The organism is Ramlibacter pinisoli (assembly GCF_009758015.1).
GTDB lineage: Bacteria > Pseudomonadota > Gammaproteobacteria > Burkholderiales > Burkholderiaceae_C > Ramlibacter > Ramlibacter pinisoli.
Genome location: NZ_WSEL01000003.1, coordinates 2175819 through 2188375, shown reverse-complemented (window position 1 = coordinate 2188375; position 12557 = coordinate 2175819). Strand labels below are relative to the sequence as shown.

Sequence of the window (12557 nt, the reverse complement as noted above, 5' to 3'; positions counted from 1 at the left end):
GCATGACCGGCGGCAACCCCCAGACGGCCGCCCGCGCCCAGCTCGGCGCGGACGTCGACGCGGCCGCGCTCGAGAAGGCCGGCGAATACATCGAGCAGGAGGAGGGGGCAGCCAACCGCCTGGGCGGCTGGCTGGCGGCCTTCGTCACCGCCGCGGCGGTGGCGATGTCGGCCTTCCACCTGTACACGGCCTACGCCATCGTCCCGACCCAGACCCTGCGCCCGGTGCACGTGGCCATGGTGCTGGCGCTGTGCTTCCTGATGTTCCCGGTCGCGCCGCGCTGGCGCCACCGGGTGATGTGGTGGGACTGGGTGGCGGCGCTGCTGGCCATCGCCGTCGCCGTCTACCTGGTGCAGGGCGGCGACGACCTGACCGACCGCAACACCTCGCCGCTGGCCTGGGACATCGCCTTCGGCATCGCGCTGCTGGTGCTGGTGCTCGAGGCCATGCGCCGCACCTCGGGCTGGATCATGCCGGCCATCTGCGTCGGCTTCCTGGCCTACGCCCTGGCCGGCCCGCTGCTGCCCGCGCCCTGGACCCACAAGGGCTACGACATCGGCCGGCTGGTCGGCGTGATGTACATGACGCTGGAGGGCATCTTCGGCAGCGCGGTCGACGTGTCGTCCTCGCTCATCATCCTGTTCACCATCTTCGGCGCCTTCCTGCAGCACTCGGGCGCCGGCAAGTTCTACCTCGACTTCTCGTTCTCGGCGATGGGCGGGCGCCCCACCGGCGCCGGCCGCACCGTGGTGCTGGCCTCCTTCCTGCTGGGCGGGCCCTCGGGCTCGGGTGTGGCCACCACCGTCACGCTGGGCTCGGTGGCCTATCCCATGCTGGCGCGGGTCGGCTACGAGAAGAACGCGGCCGGCGGCCTGCTGGCGGCCGGCGGCCTGGGCGCCATCATCTCGCCGCCGGTGCTGGGCGCCGCCGCCTTCCTCATCGCCGAGTTCCTGAAGATCTCCTACCTCGACGTGCTGCTGATGGCGGTGATCCCCACCGTCCTGTTCTATTTCGCGCTGTTCCTGATGGTCGAGATCGACGCGCGCAAGTTCGGCATGCAGCAGGCGGTGTTCGACAAGGTCGATTCGGTGTGGCTGCTCACGCGCCGCTACTGGTTCCACTTCCTGTCGCTGGTCTCCATCGTCTTCTTCATGCTGTGGGGCTACTCGCCGGTGCTGTCGGTGTTCTGGGCCACGGTGGTCTCGTTCGCCACCAGCCTGCTGCGGCGCGACACGGCGCTGCTGCCGTACGACCTGTTCAGCGGCCCCGGTTTCTGGCGCAGGCTGGCCGGCTCACCGTTCGTCAAGGCGATGGAGGGCGGCTCGATCGGCGTGCTCAACGTGGCGGCCACCTGCGCCGGCGCCGGCATCATCGTCGGCGTGGTCACGCTCACCGGGCTGGGGCTGAAGTTCAGCTCCATCGTGATCGCCTACGCCGGCGGCTCGCTGCTGCTCACCGCCATCTTCACGGCGCTGGTGGTGTGGGTGATCGGGCTGGCGGTGCCGGTCACCGCCTCCTACATCATCTGCGCGGTGATCGCGGCGCCGGCCCTCACCAAGCTCGGTGTGCCCGAGTTCGCGGCCCACATGTTCATCTTCTACTACGCGGTGCTGTCCGAGGTGTCGCCGCCGACCGCGCTGTCGCCGTTCGCGGCCGCCGCCATCACCGGTGGCGACCCGTACAAGACCACGCTGCAGTGCTGGAAGTACACCGTGCCGGCCTTCCTGGTGCCGTTCGTGTTCGTGCTCGACCCGAGCGGCCAGGGCCTGCTGCTCATGGGGTCGACCAAGGCGCTGGCCACTGCCAACTGGTGGTCGATCGCCGAGGTCACCATCACCTGCGCGCTGGGCATCGCGGCGCTGGCGGCCGGCTTCCAGGGCTGGGCGCTGCGCCGCACCACGCGGCTGGAACGCGGGCTGCTGCTGGTGGCCGGCTTCCTGTTGGCCTACCCGGGCTGGATCGCCGACCTGGCCGGCATCGCGCTGGTGGTGGCGGCGCTGGCGCTGCAGCTGCTAAAACCACGGCTGCAACCGGCCTGAGGGCCAAGGACTATCCGTGAAGCTGCTCGATTCCACCGCCAAGGGCGTCTACCTCATCACCGTCACCCCGTTCACCGACACCGGCGCGCTGGACCTGCCCAGCACCGATCGCATGGTCGACTTCTGCCTGGACAAGGGCGTCACCGGCCTGACCATCCTGGGCATCATGGGCGAGGCCTCCAAGCTCAGCGCCGAGGAGTCCCTGCAGTACACGCAGCGGGTGCTGGCGCGGGTCGACGGCCGGGTGCCGGTCATCGTCGGCGTGTCCTCGCCCGGCTTCGCCTCCATGGGCGAACTCACCCGCTCGGTGATGGATGCCGGCGCCTCCGGCGTCATGGTCGCGCCGCCGTCGACGGTGCGCACCGACGACCAGATCGCCGCCTACTTCGACATGGTCAACGAGACGCTGGGGCCCCAGGTGCCCTGGTGCCTGCAGGACCACCCGGTGTCCACCGGGGTGCAGATGTCCACCGGCGTCATCCTGCGCATCCTGAAGAACTCGCCCATCTGCGTGATGCTCAAGCACGAGGACTGGCCGGGCCTGGCCAAGCTGTCGGCCATCCGCGCCGCCAGCGACAAGGGCGAGCTGCGCCGGGTGTCCATCCTCACCGGCAACGGCGGCGGCCTGTTCCTGCCCGAGGAACTGACGCGCGGCGCCGACGGCGCCATGACCGGCTTCGCCTGGCCCGAGATGATGGTCGACGTGGTGGCTGCGCACGCGCGTGGCGACGTCGAGCGCGCGCACGACCTGTTCGACGCCTACCTGCCGCTGGCCCGCTACGAGCAGCAGGCCGGCATCGGCCTGGCGGTGCGCAAGCACCTGCTGCAGCAGCGCGGCGTCATCGCCTCGGCCTTCGTGCGCAAGCCCGGCCCCAAGCTGTCGCCACAGGACCTCGCCGACCTCGACCGCCTCGTGCGCCGCCAGGACGCCCGCCTGCGCGCGCTCGGCTGACCCTCCGTCCCCGCCTTCGCCCCCATCCCATGACCCCCGACACGCCCTCCCTGGACCTCGACCCGCAGGCGGTCGCCACCTTGTCGCAGGTGACCACCGCGACCCTCACCACCGTGCTGCTCAAGAAGGGCCTGCGCAACCTCTGGCTGCGCGGCGCGCGTCCGATCCGCACCGGCCAGCCGCGGCTGGTCGGCCGCGCCTTCACGCTGCGCTTCGTGCCGGCACGCGAGGACCTGGCGACGCCCGAATCGTGGTCGTCGCCCATCTCCACCCGCGCCGCCATCGAGGCGATGCCGGCCGGCTGCATCGCGGTGGTCGACTCCATGGGGGTGCAGGACGCCGGCATCTTCGGCGACATCCTGTGCGCGCGCATGGCCAGGCGCGACGTGACGGCCCTGGTCACAGACGGCGTGGTGCGCGACGTGCACGGCGTGCTGGGCACCGGCCTGCCGGTCTGGTGCAGCGGCGCCGCGGCCCCGCCCTCGGTGGCCGGCCTGACCTTCGTCGACTGGCTGCGGCCGATCGGCTGCGGCGGCGTGGCGGTGTTCCCGGGCGACGTGGTGGTGTGCGACGACGACGGCGTGGTCCTGATCCCGGCGGCGCTGCTCGACCACGTGCTGGCCGAGGCGCCCGAACAGGAGCGCCTGGAAGGCTGGATCATGGACGAGGTGAACGGCGGCGCCTCGCTGCCCGGCCTGTACCCGCCCAACGCCGAGAACAAGGCCCGCTACGCGGCGTCGAAGAAGTAGCAGCCGAGGGTCCGCCGCTGCAGCGATGGCGCCGCAGAATGGCGCCACCCCCCCACTCCCGGAGCGCCCCATGACCGATCCCGTCCTCGCGCACAGCCTGCAAGGCTCCACCGCCGTCGAGCTGGGCGCCGGCACCGCGCGCTGGCGGGCCGACCTGGATCCGGATGTCGGCGGTGCGGGCGACGATCCGACGCCGCACCAGCTGCTCGACTCGGCGCTGGCGGCCTGCACGGTCCTGACGATGCAGCTGTATGCCCGGCGCAAGCAGTACCCGCTGGCTACTGCCGAGGTGCGCATCGAACGCGACGAGGGTCCCGAGGTCTACCGCATGCGCCGGCTGGTGACGGTCGAGGGCGCGCTCGACGACCGCCAGCGCGCCGACCTGCTGCGGGTGGCCAACGCCTGCCCGATCCACAAGGCGCTGGGCAAGCGCTTCGAGATCGAGACCACGCTGGCCTAGGCCAGCAGGCGCTTGGAGATGTCGGCCGCGGCCGCCAGCAGGGCCGGCAGCATCAGCTCCTGCATCTGGCGCGGCGGGGTGCGGTTGGCCTGGCCGCTGATGTTGAGCGCCGCCACGGTCTCGCCGGCCCGGTTGACGATGGGCGCCGCCAGCGACACCAGCCCTTCCTCCAGCTCCTGGTTCACCAGGCACCAGCCCTGGCGCCGGGCTTGGCGCACCTTGGCCAGCACGGCCTCGGGATCGGTCAGCGTGTGGCGGGTGTGCGCGGCCGGCGGCGCGGCGCGCAGCAGCGCCTCGACCTCGGTGTCCGGCAGGCCGGCCAGCAGCACCCGGCCCATCGAGGTGCAGGCCGCCGGCAGCCGCGAGCCCACGCCCAGGCCGATGCTCATGATCTTGCGGGTGGGCACGCGCAGCACGTAGACGATGTCGGTGCCGTCGAGCACGGCGGCCGAACACGACTCCTTCACCTGGTCGACCAGCCGCTCCATCACCGGCTCGGCCAGGTTCCAGATCGGCATCGACGACAGGTAGGCGAACCCGAGGTCCAGGATGCGCGGCGTCAGCGCGTAGTGCCGGCCGTCGCTGCGCACGTAGCCCAGGGCCTGCAGCGTCAGCAGGATGCGGCGCGCGCCGGCGCGCGTGAGGCCACTGCGCGCCGCCACGTCGGTGAGCGTCTGGCGTGGCGCGGCGGCGCTGAACGAGCGGATGACGTCCAGCCCGCGCGCGAACGACTGCACGTAGCCGTCGCCGGGGCGCGGGCCAGCGGACAGGGCGGCGTTTGCCATCGGGGAGCGATCCTCTTAGAATTCGATTGACGAACATATGTTCGCAATACGAACACTATTCGACCACACCGGCGCGGTTCGCGCAAGGAGAACGACGACATGATCGACAAGGTGGCGGACACCGTCGCGCAGGCGCTGCAGGGCGTGCGCGACGGCTCCACGGTGATGATCGGGGGCTTCGGCACCGCCGGCATCCCGAACGAACTGATCGACGGGCTGATCGCGCAGGGCGCACGCGACCTCACGGTGGTGAACAACAACGCCGGCAACGGCGACAGCGGGCTGGCCGCGCTGCTGAAGGCGGGGCGGGTGCGCAAGATCATCTGCAGCTTCCCGCGCCAGGCCGACAGCCACGTGTTCGACGAGCTGTACCGCAGCGGCCGGATCGAGCTGGAGCTGGTGCCGCAGGGCAACCTGGCCGAGCGCATCCGCGCCGCCGGCGCCGGCATCGGCGGCTTCTTCTCGCCCACCAGCTACGGCACCGAGCTGGCCAAGGGCAAGGAGACACGCGAGATCGACGGCCGCATGTACGTGCTGGAAGCGCCGATCCATGGCGACCTGGCGCTCATCAAGGCCGAGCGCGGCGACCGCTGGGGCAACCTGGTGTACCGCAAGGCGGCGCGCAACTTCGGTCCGGTGATGGCGATGGCCGCCAGGGCCACCGTCGCCACCGTGCACGAGATCGTGCCGCTGGGCGCGCTCGACCCCGAGGCCATCGTCACCCCCGGGATCTTCGTGTCCCGCCTGGTCCGCATCGACCGCACCGCCACCCAGGCCGGCGGCTTCAAGCAGGCCGCCTGACCCCACCACCATGCCCTACACCAAGCGAACCAAGGACCAGCTGGCCCAGCGCGTGGCGCGCGACATGCACGACGGCGCCTACGTCAACCTCGGCATCGGCATGCCGACCCTGGTGGCCAACCACCTGCCGCCCGGCATCGAGATCATCCTGCAGAGCGAGAACGGCATCCTCGGCATGGGGCCGGCGCCGGCCGAAGGCCAGGAGGACTACGACCTCATCAACGCCGGCAAGCAGCCGGTGACGCTGCTGGCCGGCGGCGCCTACTTCCACCATGCCGACAGCTTCGCCATGATGCGCGGCGGCCACCTCGACATCTGCGTGCTGGGCGCCTTCCAGGTCTCGGCCACCGGCGACCTGGCCAACTGGAGCACCGGCGAGCCCGGCGCCATCCCGGCCGTCGGCGGCGCGATGGACCTGGCGATCGGCGCCAAGCAGACCTGGGTGATGATGGACCTGCTCACCAAGAAGGGCGAGAGCAAGCTGGTGGAGCGCTGCGCCTACCCGCTCACCGGCATCGGCTGCGTCAAGCGCGTCTACACCGACCTCGCCACCCTCGATTGCACGCCGCACGGCCTGCGCCTTGTCGACACCGTCGACGGCCTGTCGCACGCGGAACTGGAACGACTCGTCGGCCTGCCGATCCTGGCGGCCTGATCACCGGAGACCTTCATGACCCAGCAAGCCTTCATCTGCGACGCCATCCGCACCCCCTTCGGCCGCTACGCCGGGGCGCTGTCCTCCATCCGCACCGACGACCTCGGCGCCATTCCGCTGCGCGCGCTGATGCAGCGCAACCCCAGGGTCGACTGGCAGGCCGTCACCGACGTGCTGTACGGCTGCGCCAACCAGGCCGGCGAGGACAACCGCAACGTCGCCCACATGGCCTCGCTGCTGGCCGGCCTGCCGATCGACGTGCCGGGCGCCACCATCAACCGCCTGTGCGGCTCGGGCCTGGACGCCGTCGGCAGCGCGGCCCGCGCGATCCGCTCCGGCGAGGCCATGCTCATGATCGCCGGCGGCGTCGAGAGCATGAGCCGGGCGCCGTTCGTGATGCCCAAGGCCGAGAGCGCGTTCTCGCGCGGCAATGCCGTCTACGACACCACCATCGGCTGGCGCTTCGTCAACAAGCTGATGAAGGAACAGTACGGGGTCGACTCCATGCCCGAGACGGCCGAGAACGTCGCCACCGACCACCGGATCGAGCGCGAGGCCCAGGACCGCATGGCGCTGGCCTCGCAGCTCAAGGCGGTGGCGGCGCAGAAGGCTGGCTACTTCGACGCCGAGATCGTGCCGGTGACCATCCCGCAGAAGAAGGGCGAGGCCATCGTGGTGGCGAAGGACGAGCACCCGCGCGAGACCTCGCTGGAGGCGCTGGCCAAGCTCAAGGGCGTGGTGCGGCCCGACGGCAGCGTGACCGCCGGCAATGCCAGCGGCGTCAACGACGGCGCCTGCGCGCTGCTGCTGGCCGACGAGGCCACGGCCGCGAAGAACGGCCTGACCCCGCGCGCCCGCGTCGTGGGCATGGCCACCGCCGGCGTGCCGCCGCGCACCATGGGCATGGGCCCGGCGCCGGCCACGCGCAAGGTGCTGGCGCTCACTGGCCTGACCCTCGGGCAGATCGACGTCATCGAGCTCAACGAGGCGTTCGCGGCCCAGGGCCTGGCGGTGCTGCGCGATCTCGGCCTGCGCGACGACGATCCCCGGGTCAACCCGAACGGTGGCGCCATCGCCCTGGGCCACCCGCTCGGCGCCTCGGGCGCGCGCCTGGCCACCACGGCGGTGAACCAGCTGCACCGCGCGGGCGGACGCTATGCGCTGTGCACCATGTGCATCGGCGTCGGCCAGGGCATCGCCGTCATCCTCGAACGGGTCTGATCCCGTCCCGGCGGCCGCTCAATTGCGGCTGCCGGAAAACTGAATTCCGGCGCTCCCGCTTGCCATGGCCGGGTCCGGATTCGACACTTGCGCGCCATGCAGCCGGCATTGCGCGCCGGCATCGAATCACTCTCTTCAGGACCCCGGAAATGACGAACAGCATCGGATGGATCGGCCTCGGCCGCATGGGCGAGGCCATGGTCAAGCGCCTGCTCAAGGCCGGCCACGGCGCCAGCGTCTGGAACCGCACCGCCTCCAAGGCCGCGCCGCTGGCCGAGTACGGCGCCACCATCGTCGAACGCAAGCTCGACCTCGCCGCCTGCGAGGTGGTGTTCACCATGGTCTCGACCACCGACGACCTCAAGGAGGTGCTGTTCGGCGAGGGCGGCCTGGTCACCGGCGCCCGGCGCCCGCAGGTCGTGGTCGACAGCTCGTCGATCTCGCAGGAGGGCTCGGCGCAGATCCGCGAGAAGCTCGAAGCCCTGGGCGTGGCCTACCTGTGCGCGCCGGTGTCGGGCAACGCCAAGGTGGCCAAGGCCGGCAAGCTGCTGATCGTCGCCTCCGGCCCCAAGGCGCTGTACGAGAAGGTGCGCCCCTACCTGCAGGCCATGGGCCGCAAGGAGATGTGGGTGGGCGAGGGCGAGCTGGCCCGCATCTGGAAGATCGCCCACAACACCATGTTCGGCGTCGTCATCCAGAACCTGTGCGAGATCACGGTGCTGGCCGAGAAGGCCGGCATCCCGCGCCACGTGTTCCTGGAAAGCATCAATGACTCGGTGCTGGGGTCGATGTACACCCGCTACAAGACCCCGATGCTGACCAACCTCACCTTCGACCAGGTCACCTTCACGCCCCAGCTGCTGCTCAAGGACATGGACCTGGGCATGGGCGCGGCCAAGGCGCACGGCGTGGCCATGCCCGCGGCCGCCGCCACCCGCGAGTCGGTGGCCCGCCTGGTCGGCCGCGGCCACGACCACATCGACTTCGCCGTCCTGCTGGTCGAGACGGCCAAGGATGCCGGGCTCGAGCTGCAGCCCGAGAACGTGAAGATGGGCGACGGGCTGGAGAGCTGAGGCAGTGGCCCGGGATGACGGGTCAGGCCCGCCATGACAAGGTGCTCGCGCTAGCTGGCCCGATTGCCAACTGAACAACCAAAGGAGACAAGCCCATGAAACGACTCGCCACCCTGTTCGCCGCCACGCTGCTGGCCGGCGCCGCCTTCGGCCAGGCCTATCCGACCAAGCCGATCAAGTTCGTCGTGCCGTTCACGGCCGGCAGCGGCACCGACATCATGGCCCGCACCATCGGCGACGCCATGAGCAAGAGCATGGGCCAGCCCATCGTCGTCGACAACAAGCCGGGCGCCGGCGGGACCATCGGCGCCGGCCAGGTCGCCAAGAGCGACCCGGACGGCTACACCATCCTCATCCATTCCTCGGGCCACGCGCTCAACCCGGCCATCTACCCGCAGCTGCCGTACGACACGGTCAAGGACCTGACCGGTGTCACGCCGCTGGCCGCGCTGCCCAACGTCATGGTGGTCTCGCCGCAGAAGGGCTGGAAGAGCGTGGCCGACGTGGTCGCGGCCGCCAAGGCCAAACCGGGCCAGTTGAACTACGCCTCGGCCGGCGTCGGCAGCGCAACCCATCTCAACGGCGAGAAGTTCAAGCTGCAGGCTGGCATCGATGCCGTGCACGTGCCGTTCAAGGGCACGCCCGAGGCGCTGAGCGACGTCATCGGCGGACGCAACGACTGGTTCTTCGCCCCGCTGTCGTCGGCCCTGCCGCTGATCAAGGACGGCAAGCTGCAGGCCCTGGCCGTCAGCACCGGCAAGCGCTCGGCCGCGCTGCCCGACGTGCCCACCACCGTCGAGGCCGGCGTGCCCGACTCCGACTACACCTTCTGGGTCGGCATGATCGTGCCGGCCGCCACGCCGGCGCCGGTGATCCGGAAGCTGCACGAGGAGGTGCTCAAGGCGCTGGCCAACCCCGAGGTGAAGGAGCGGCTGACCAAGCTGGGCGCCGAGCCCATGCCGATGCTGCCGGACCAGTTCAACGCCTACATCCGCACCGAGATGGAATCGGCGGCCAAGATCGCCAAGGCCGCGTCGCTGAAGGCGCAGTGATGCAGGTGCACGTGGTGGGCGCCGGCAAGATGGGCCTGCCGATGGCGGTCCACCTGCGCGTCGGCGGGCACGCGGTCACGGTCGACGACCTGCAGCCCGAGCGCCTGGCACTTGCGCGCGAGGCCGGCCTGCCGGTGCGGCAGGGGCCGGACGCCCTGGCCGCCGCCGACGTGGTGCTGTCGTCGCTGCCGCACGATGGCGCGCTGCTGGCCGTGGCGGCCCAGGTGGCCAGCCATGCGTCGCGCGGCACCGTCTACATCGACACCAGCACGGTCTCGCAGGAGGCCTCGGCGCAGGCCGCGCGCCTGCTGCAGCCGGCCGGCGTGCAGTACCTGCGCACCACGGTCTCGGGCAACAACAAGATGGCCGAAGCGGCCCAACTCACCGTGATGGCCTCGGGCCCGCGCGCCACCCACCAGGCCATGCTGCCGCTGCTGCAGCTGCTCGGCCCGCAGCAGTTCTGGCTGGGGGAGGGCGAGCAGGCCCGGCTGATGAAGCTGGTGGTCAACCTCATGATCGCGCAGACCAGCGCCATGCTGGCCGAGGCGCTGGCTCTGGGGCGCAAGGGCGGCCTGCGCTGGGACGACCTGTGGGCCGTGATCGGCGCCAGTGCCGTCGGCTCGCCCATCGTCAAGGCCAAGGGCGTGCAGCTGGTGCAGCGCGACTTCACGCCCACCTTCACCGTCGAGCAGATGCTCAAGGACCTGAACCTCATCGTCGACGCGGCCGCCGCCAGCCACGTGCCGGTGCCACAGACCGCCGCCACGCTGCAGCTGATGCACGCCGCCATCGCGCAGGGCGACGGCAGCGCCGACTACGCGGCCATCATCAAGGCGGTCGAGCGCGCCGCCGGCCTGGGAGATCCGCCATGAAGGCCTTCGTCTACAACGGCCAGCCCGGCCGCGTGGTGTTCGGCGCCGGTGCGCTGGCCCAGCTCGGGCACGAGATCGAGGCGCTGGGCGCCCGGCGTGCACTGGTGCTGTCGACGCCCGAGCAGCGCGCCTCGGCCGAACGCGTGGCCGACCTGCTGGGGCCACGCGCCGCCGGCGTGTTCGACCGCGCCGTGATGCACGTGCCGATCGAGACGGCACGCGAGGCGCGCGACGTGGCGCGCCAGCTGGGCGCCGATTGCGCGGTCGCCATCGGCGGCGGCTCCACCACCGGCCTGGGCAAGGCCATCGCGCTCGACTCCGGCCTGCCCATCCTGGCCATCCCGACCACCTACGCCGGCAGCGAGATGACGCCGATCTACGGCATCACCGAGGCCGGCCTGAAGAAGACCGGCAAGGACGCCAAGGTGCTGCCGCGCACGGTCATCTACGACCCCGAGCTCACGCTGACGCTGCCGGTGGGCCTGAGCGTCACCAGCGGCATCAACGCCATCGCGCACGCCGCCGAGGGCCTGTACGCGGTCGACGGCAATCCCATCATGGACCTCATGGCCGAGGAGGGCATCGCCGCCCTCGGCCGCGCCCTGCCGGCCATCCGCGCCGATGCCGGCGACATCGAGGCACGCGGCCAGGCCCTGTACGGCGCCTGGCTGTGCGGCGTGGTGCTGGGCAACGTCGGCATGGCGCTGCACCACAAGCTGTGCCACACGCTGGGCGGCAGCTTCAACCTGCCGCACGCCGAGACCCACACCATCGTGCTGCCGCACGCCCTGGCCTACAACGCCGCCGCCGCGCCGCAGGCGATGGCGCGCGTGGTGCGCGCCCTGGGCGGCACCAGCGCGGCGCAGGCGGTGTTCGACCTGGCGCAGGCCAACGGGGCACCGGTGGCGCTGCGCGACATCGGCCTGCAGGCCGCCGACGTCGACAAGGCCTGCGAGATCGCGCTGCAGAACCAGTACCCGAACCCGCGTTCGCTGGAGCGCGGCGCCATCCGGCAGCTGCTGCAGGACGCCTTCGAGGGCAAGCGGCCGGATTGAGGCGCTGCACCGGGCCGTCCATCCAGGCACGCCGCAACCTCGTCCCGACACCACTCCCGGAGCCGGCGGTGTCCGGCCTCGACCGGCAACCTGCACTGTCGTTCGAGAGGGTGCTCCGTTGCAACAGGGTCCTAGAAGGCGAATCCGCCCTGCCGCCGGATCTCCGCCGACGCCGGCCCCGCCACCAGCTGGGCCAGCCTTGCCGACAGCTCCGGCTCGCGCGCGCCGGAGCAGACGCCCAAGGTGTAGTCGGTCGCCAGTTCGAACTCCTTCGGCAAGGACCCCACCAGCTCGACGCCCTGCGTGTAGTTGATCTCGGTTTCCTGCGTGCAACCGATGACCGCGGGCTCGCTCGAGTTCGCCATGGCCGCCATCGCGGTCGCCCCGTTGGGGAACGGCCGGAAGGCATCTTTCAGTTCCTGGTCCAGCCCCAGCGCCTTCAGCACGTTCATGAAGTGGATGCCTGCCGTCGCCTGGCCCGGATCCGGGTAGTAGATCTCGCGTGCGGCGCGGAACGCCGCGGCCAGTTGCCCGTGATCGCCAATGGCCGGATGCGCGGCGCCCGCGCGCACGGCCACCCCGGTACGGACCAGGCCCAGCGACCGATCGCTCCCCGCCGCCACATGCCCGGACGCCACCAGCTGCGCCACCAGCTGCTTCGTCAGGATCACCAGGTCGCAGGGGCTGCCGGCCAGCAACTGGTCGCGCATCTGGCCCACCGCACTGAAGGTGGCCTGGATCGTGGCGCCGGTCTCGCGCTCGAACTGCGCCTGCACGCCCTTCACCACCGCCGCCGCGGCACCGCCGCTCAAGACATTCACTACGCTCACTGGTCTTCCTTCT

The 12557-nt window shown here is 71.1% G+C and carries 13 protein-coding genes; 11 read left to right on the top strand and 2 right to left on the bottom strand.

What is annotated here, in order from left to right; all coding sequences use genetic code 11:
- Nucleotides 1-2 precede the first annotated feature (2 nt).
- The 4 genes from GON04_RS11890 (at nt 3) to GON04_RS11875 (ending at nt 4200) form a co-directional block, all read left to right on the top strand.
- Complete coding sequence (locus GON04_RS11890; RefSeq protein ID WP_157398065.1) at nt 3-2039, top strand: TRAP transporter permease; 2037 nt, start codon at nt 3-5, stop codon at nt 2037-2039.
- Between the two features lie 16 nt (nt 2040-2055).
- The gene (locus GON04_RS11885) at nt 2056-2991 is read left to right on the top strand and encodes a dihydrodipicolinate synthase family protein (RefSeq protein ID WP_181654009.1); all 936 of its coding nucleotides are present in this window, start codon (nt 2056-2058) and stop codon (nt 2989-2991) included.
- A 29-nt stretch (nt 2992-3020) separates the two neighbouring features.
- Nucleotides 3021-3740, top strand: coding sequence for a ribonuclease activity regulator RraA (locus tag GON04_RS11880; protein ID WP_198349260.1), 720 nt, complete (start codon nt 3021-3023; stop codon nt 3738-3740).
- 70 nt (nt 3741-3810) lie between these two features.
- The gene (locus tag GON04_RS11875) at nt 3811-4200 is read left to right on the top strand and encodes an OsmC family protein (RefSeq protein WP_157398064.1); all 390 of its coding nucleotides are present in this window, start codon (nt 3811-3813) and stop codon (nt 4198-4200) included.
- Here the strand turns inward: GON04_RS11875 and GON04_RS11870 are convergent.
- Entirely contained in the window at nt 4197-4985 is a 789-nt protein-coding gene (locus GON04_RS11870; protein ID WP_157398063.1) for an IclR family transcriptional regulator domain-containing protein, read from the bottom strand. The two genes, GON04_RS11875 and GON04_RS11870, sit on opposite strands and share 4 nt — an antisense overlap.
- Before the next feature lie 99 nt (nt 4986-5084).
- Here GON04_RS11870 and GON04_RS11865 point away from each other — a divergent pair, with 99 nt between their 5' ends.
- The 7 genes from GON04_RS11865 (at nt 5085) to GON04_RS11835 (ending at nt 11714) form a co-directional block, all read left to right on the top strand.
- Nucleotides 5085-5786, top strand: coding sequence for a 3-oxoacid CoA-transferase subunit A (locus GON04_RS11865; protein WP_157398062.1), 702 nt, complete (start codon nt 5085-5087; stop codon nt 5784-5786).
- 10 nt (nt 5787-5796) lie between these two features.
- Complete coding sequence (locus GON04_RS11860) at nt 5797-6441, top strand: 3-oxoacid CoA-transferase subunit B (RefSeq protein WP_157398061.1); 645 nt, start codon at nt 5797-5799, stop codon at nt 6439-6441.
- Between the two features lie 15 nt (nt 6442-6456).
- Nucleotides 6457-7662, top strand: a complete 1206-nt coding sequence (gene pcaF / locus GON04_RS11855; RefSeq protein ID WP_157398060.1) for a 3-oxoadipyl-CoA thiolase — start codon at nt 6457-6459, stop codon at nt 7660-7662.
- A gap of 149 nt (nt 7663-7811) precedes the next feature.
- The gene (locus GON04_RS11850) at nt 7812-8735 is read left to right on the top strand and encodes an NAD(P)-dependent oxidoreductase (protein WP_157398059.1); all 924 of its coding nucleotides are present in this window, start codon (nt 7812-7814) and stop codon (nt 8733-8735) included.
- 95 nt (nt 8736-8830) lie between these two features.
- The gene (locus GON04_RS11845) at nt 8831-9787 is read left to right on the top strand and encodes a tripartite tricarboxylate transporter substrate binding protein (RefSeq protein ID WP_157398058.1); all 957 of its coding nucleotides are present in this window, start codon (nt 8831-8833) and stop codon (nt 9785-9787) included.
- Nucleotides 9787-10659, top strand: coding sequence for an NAD(P)-dependent oxidoreductase (locus GON04_RS11840; RefSeq protein ID WP_157398057.1), 873 nt, complete (start codon nt 9787-9789; stop codon nt 10657-10659). Before GON04_RS11845 ends, GON04_RS11840 begins: the two co-directional genes overlap by 1 nt.
- Nucleotides 10656-11714, top strand: a complete 1059-nt coding sequence (locus GON04_RS11835; RefSeq protein ID WP_157398056.1) for a maleylacetate reductase — start codon at nt 10656-10658, stop codon at nt 11712-11714. The genes GON04_RS11840 and GON04_RS11835 overlap by 4 nt, the downstream gene beginning before the upstream one ends.
- Nucleotides 11715-11845: 131 nt before the next feature.
- Here GON04_RS11835 and GON04_RS11830 read toward each other — a convergent pair whose 3' ends face one another.
- Nucleotides 11846-12544 carry a substrate-binding domain-containing protein gene (locus tag GON04_RS11830; RefSeq protein ID WP_181654008.1) on the bottom strand — a complete coding sequence of 233 codons (699 nt, stop codon included), beginning with the start codon at nt 12542-12544 and terminating at the stop codon, nt 11846-11848.
- Nucleotides 12545-12557 lie beyond the last annotated feature (13 nt).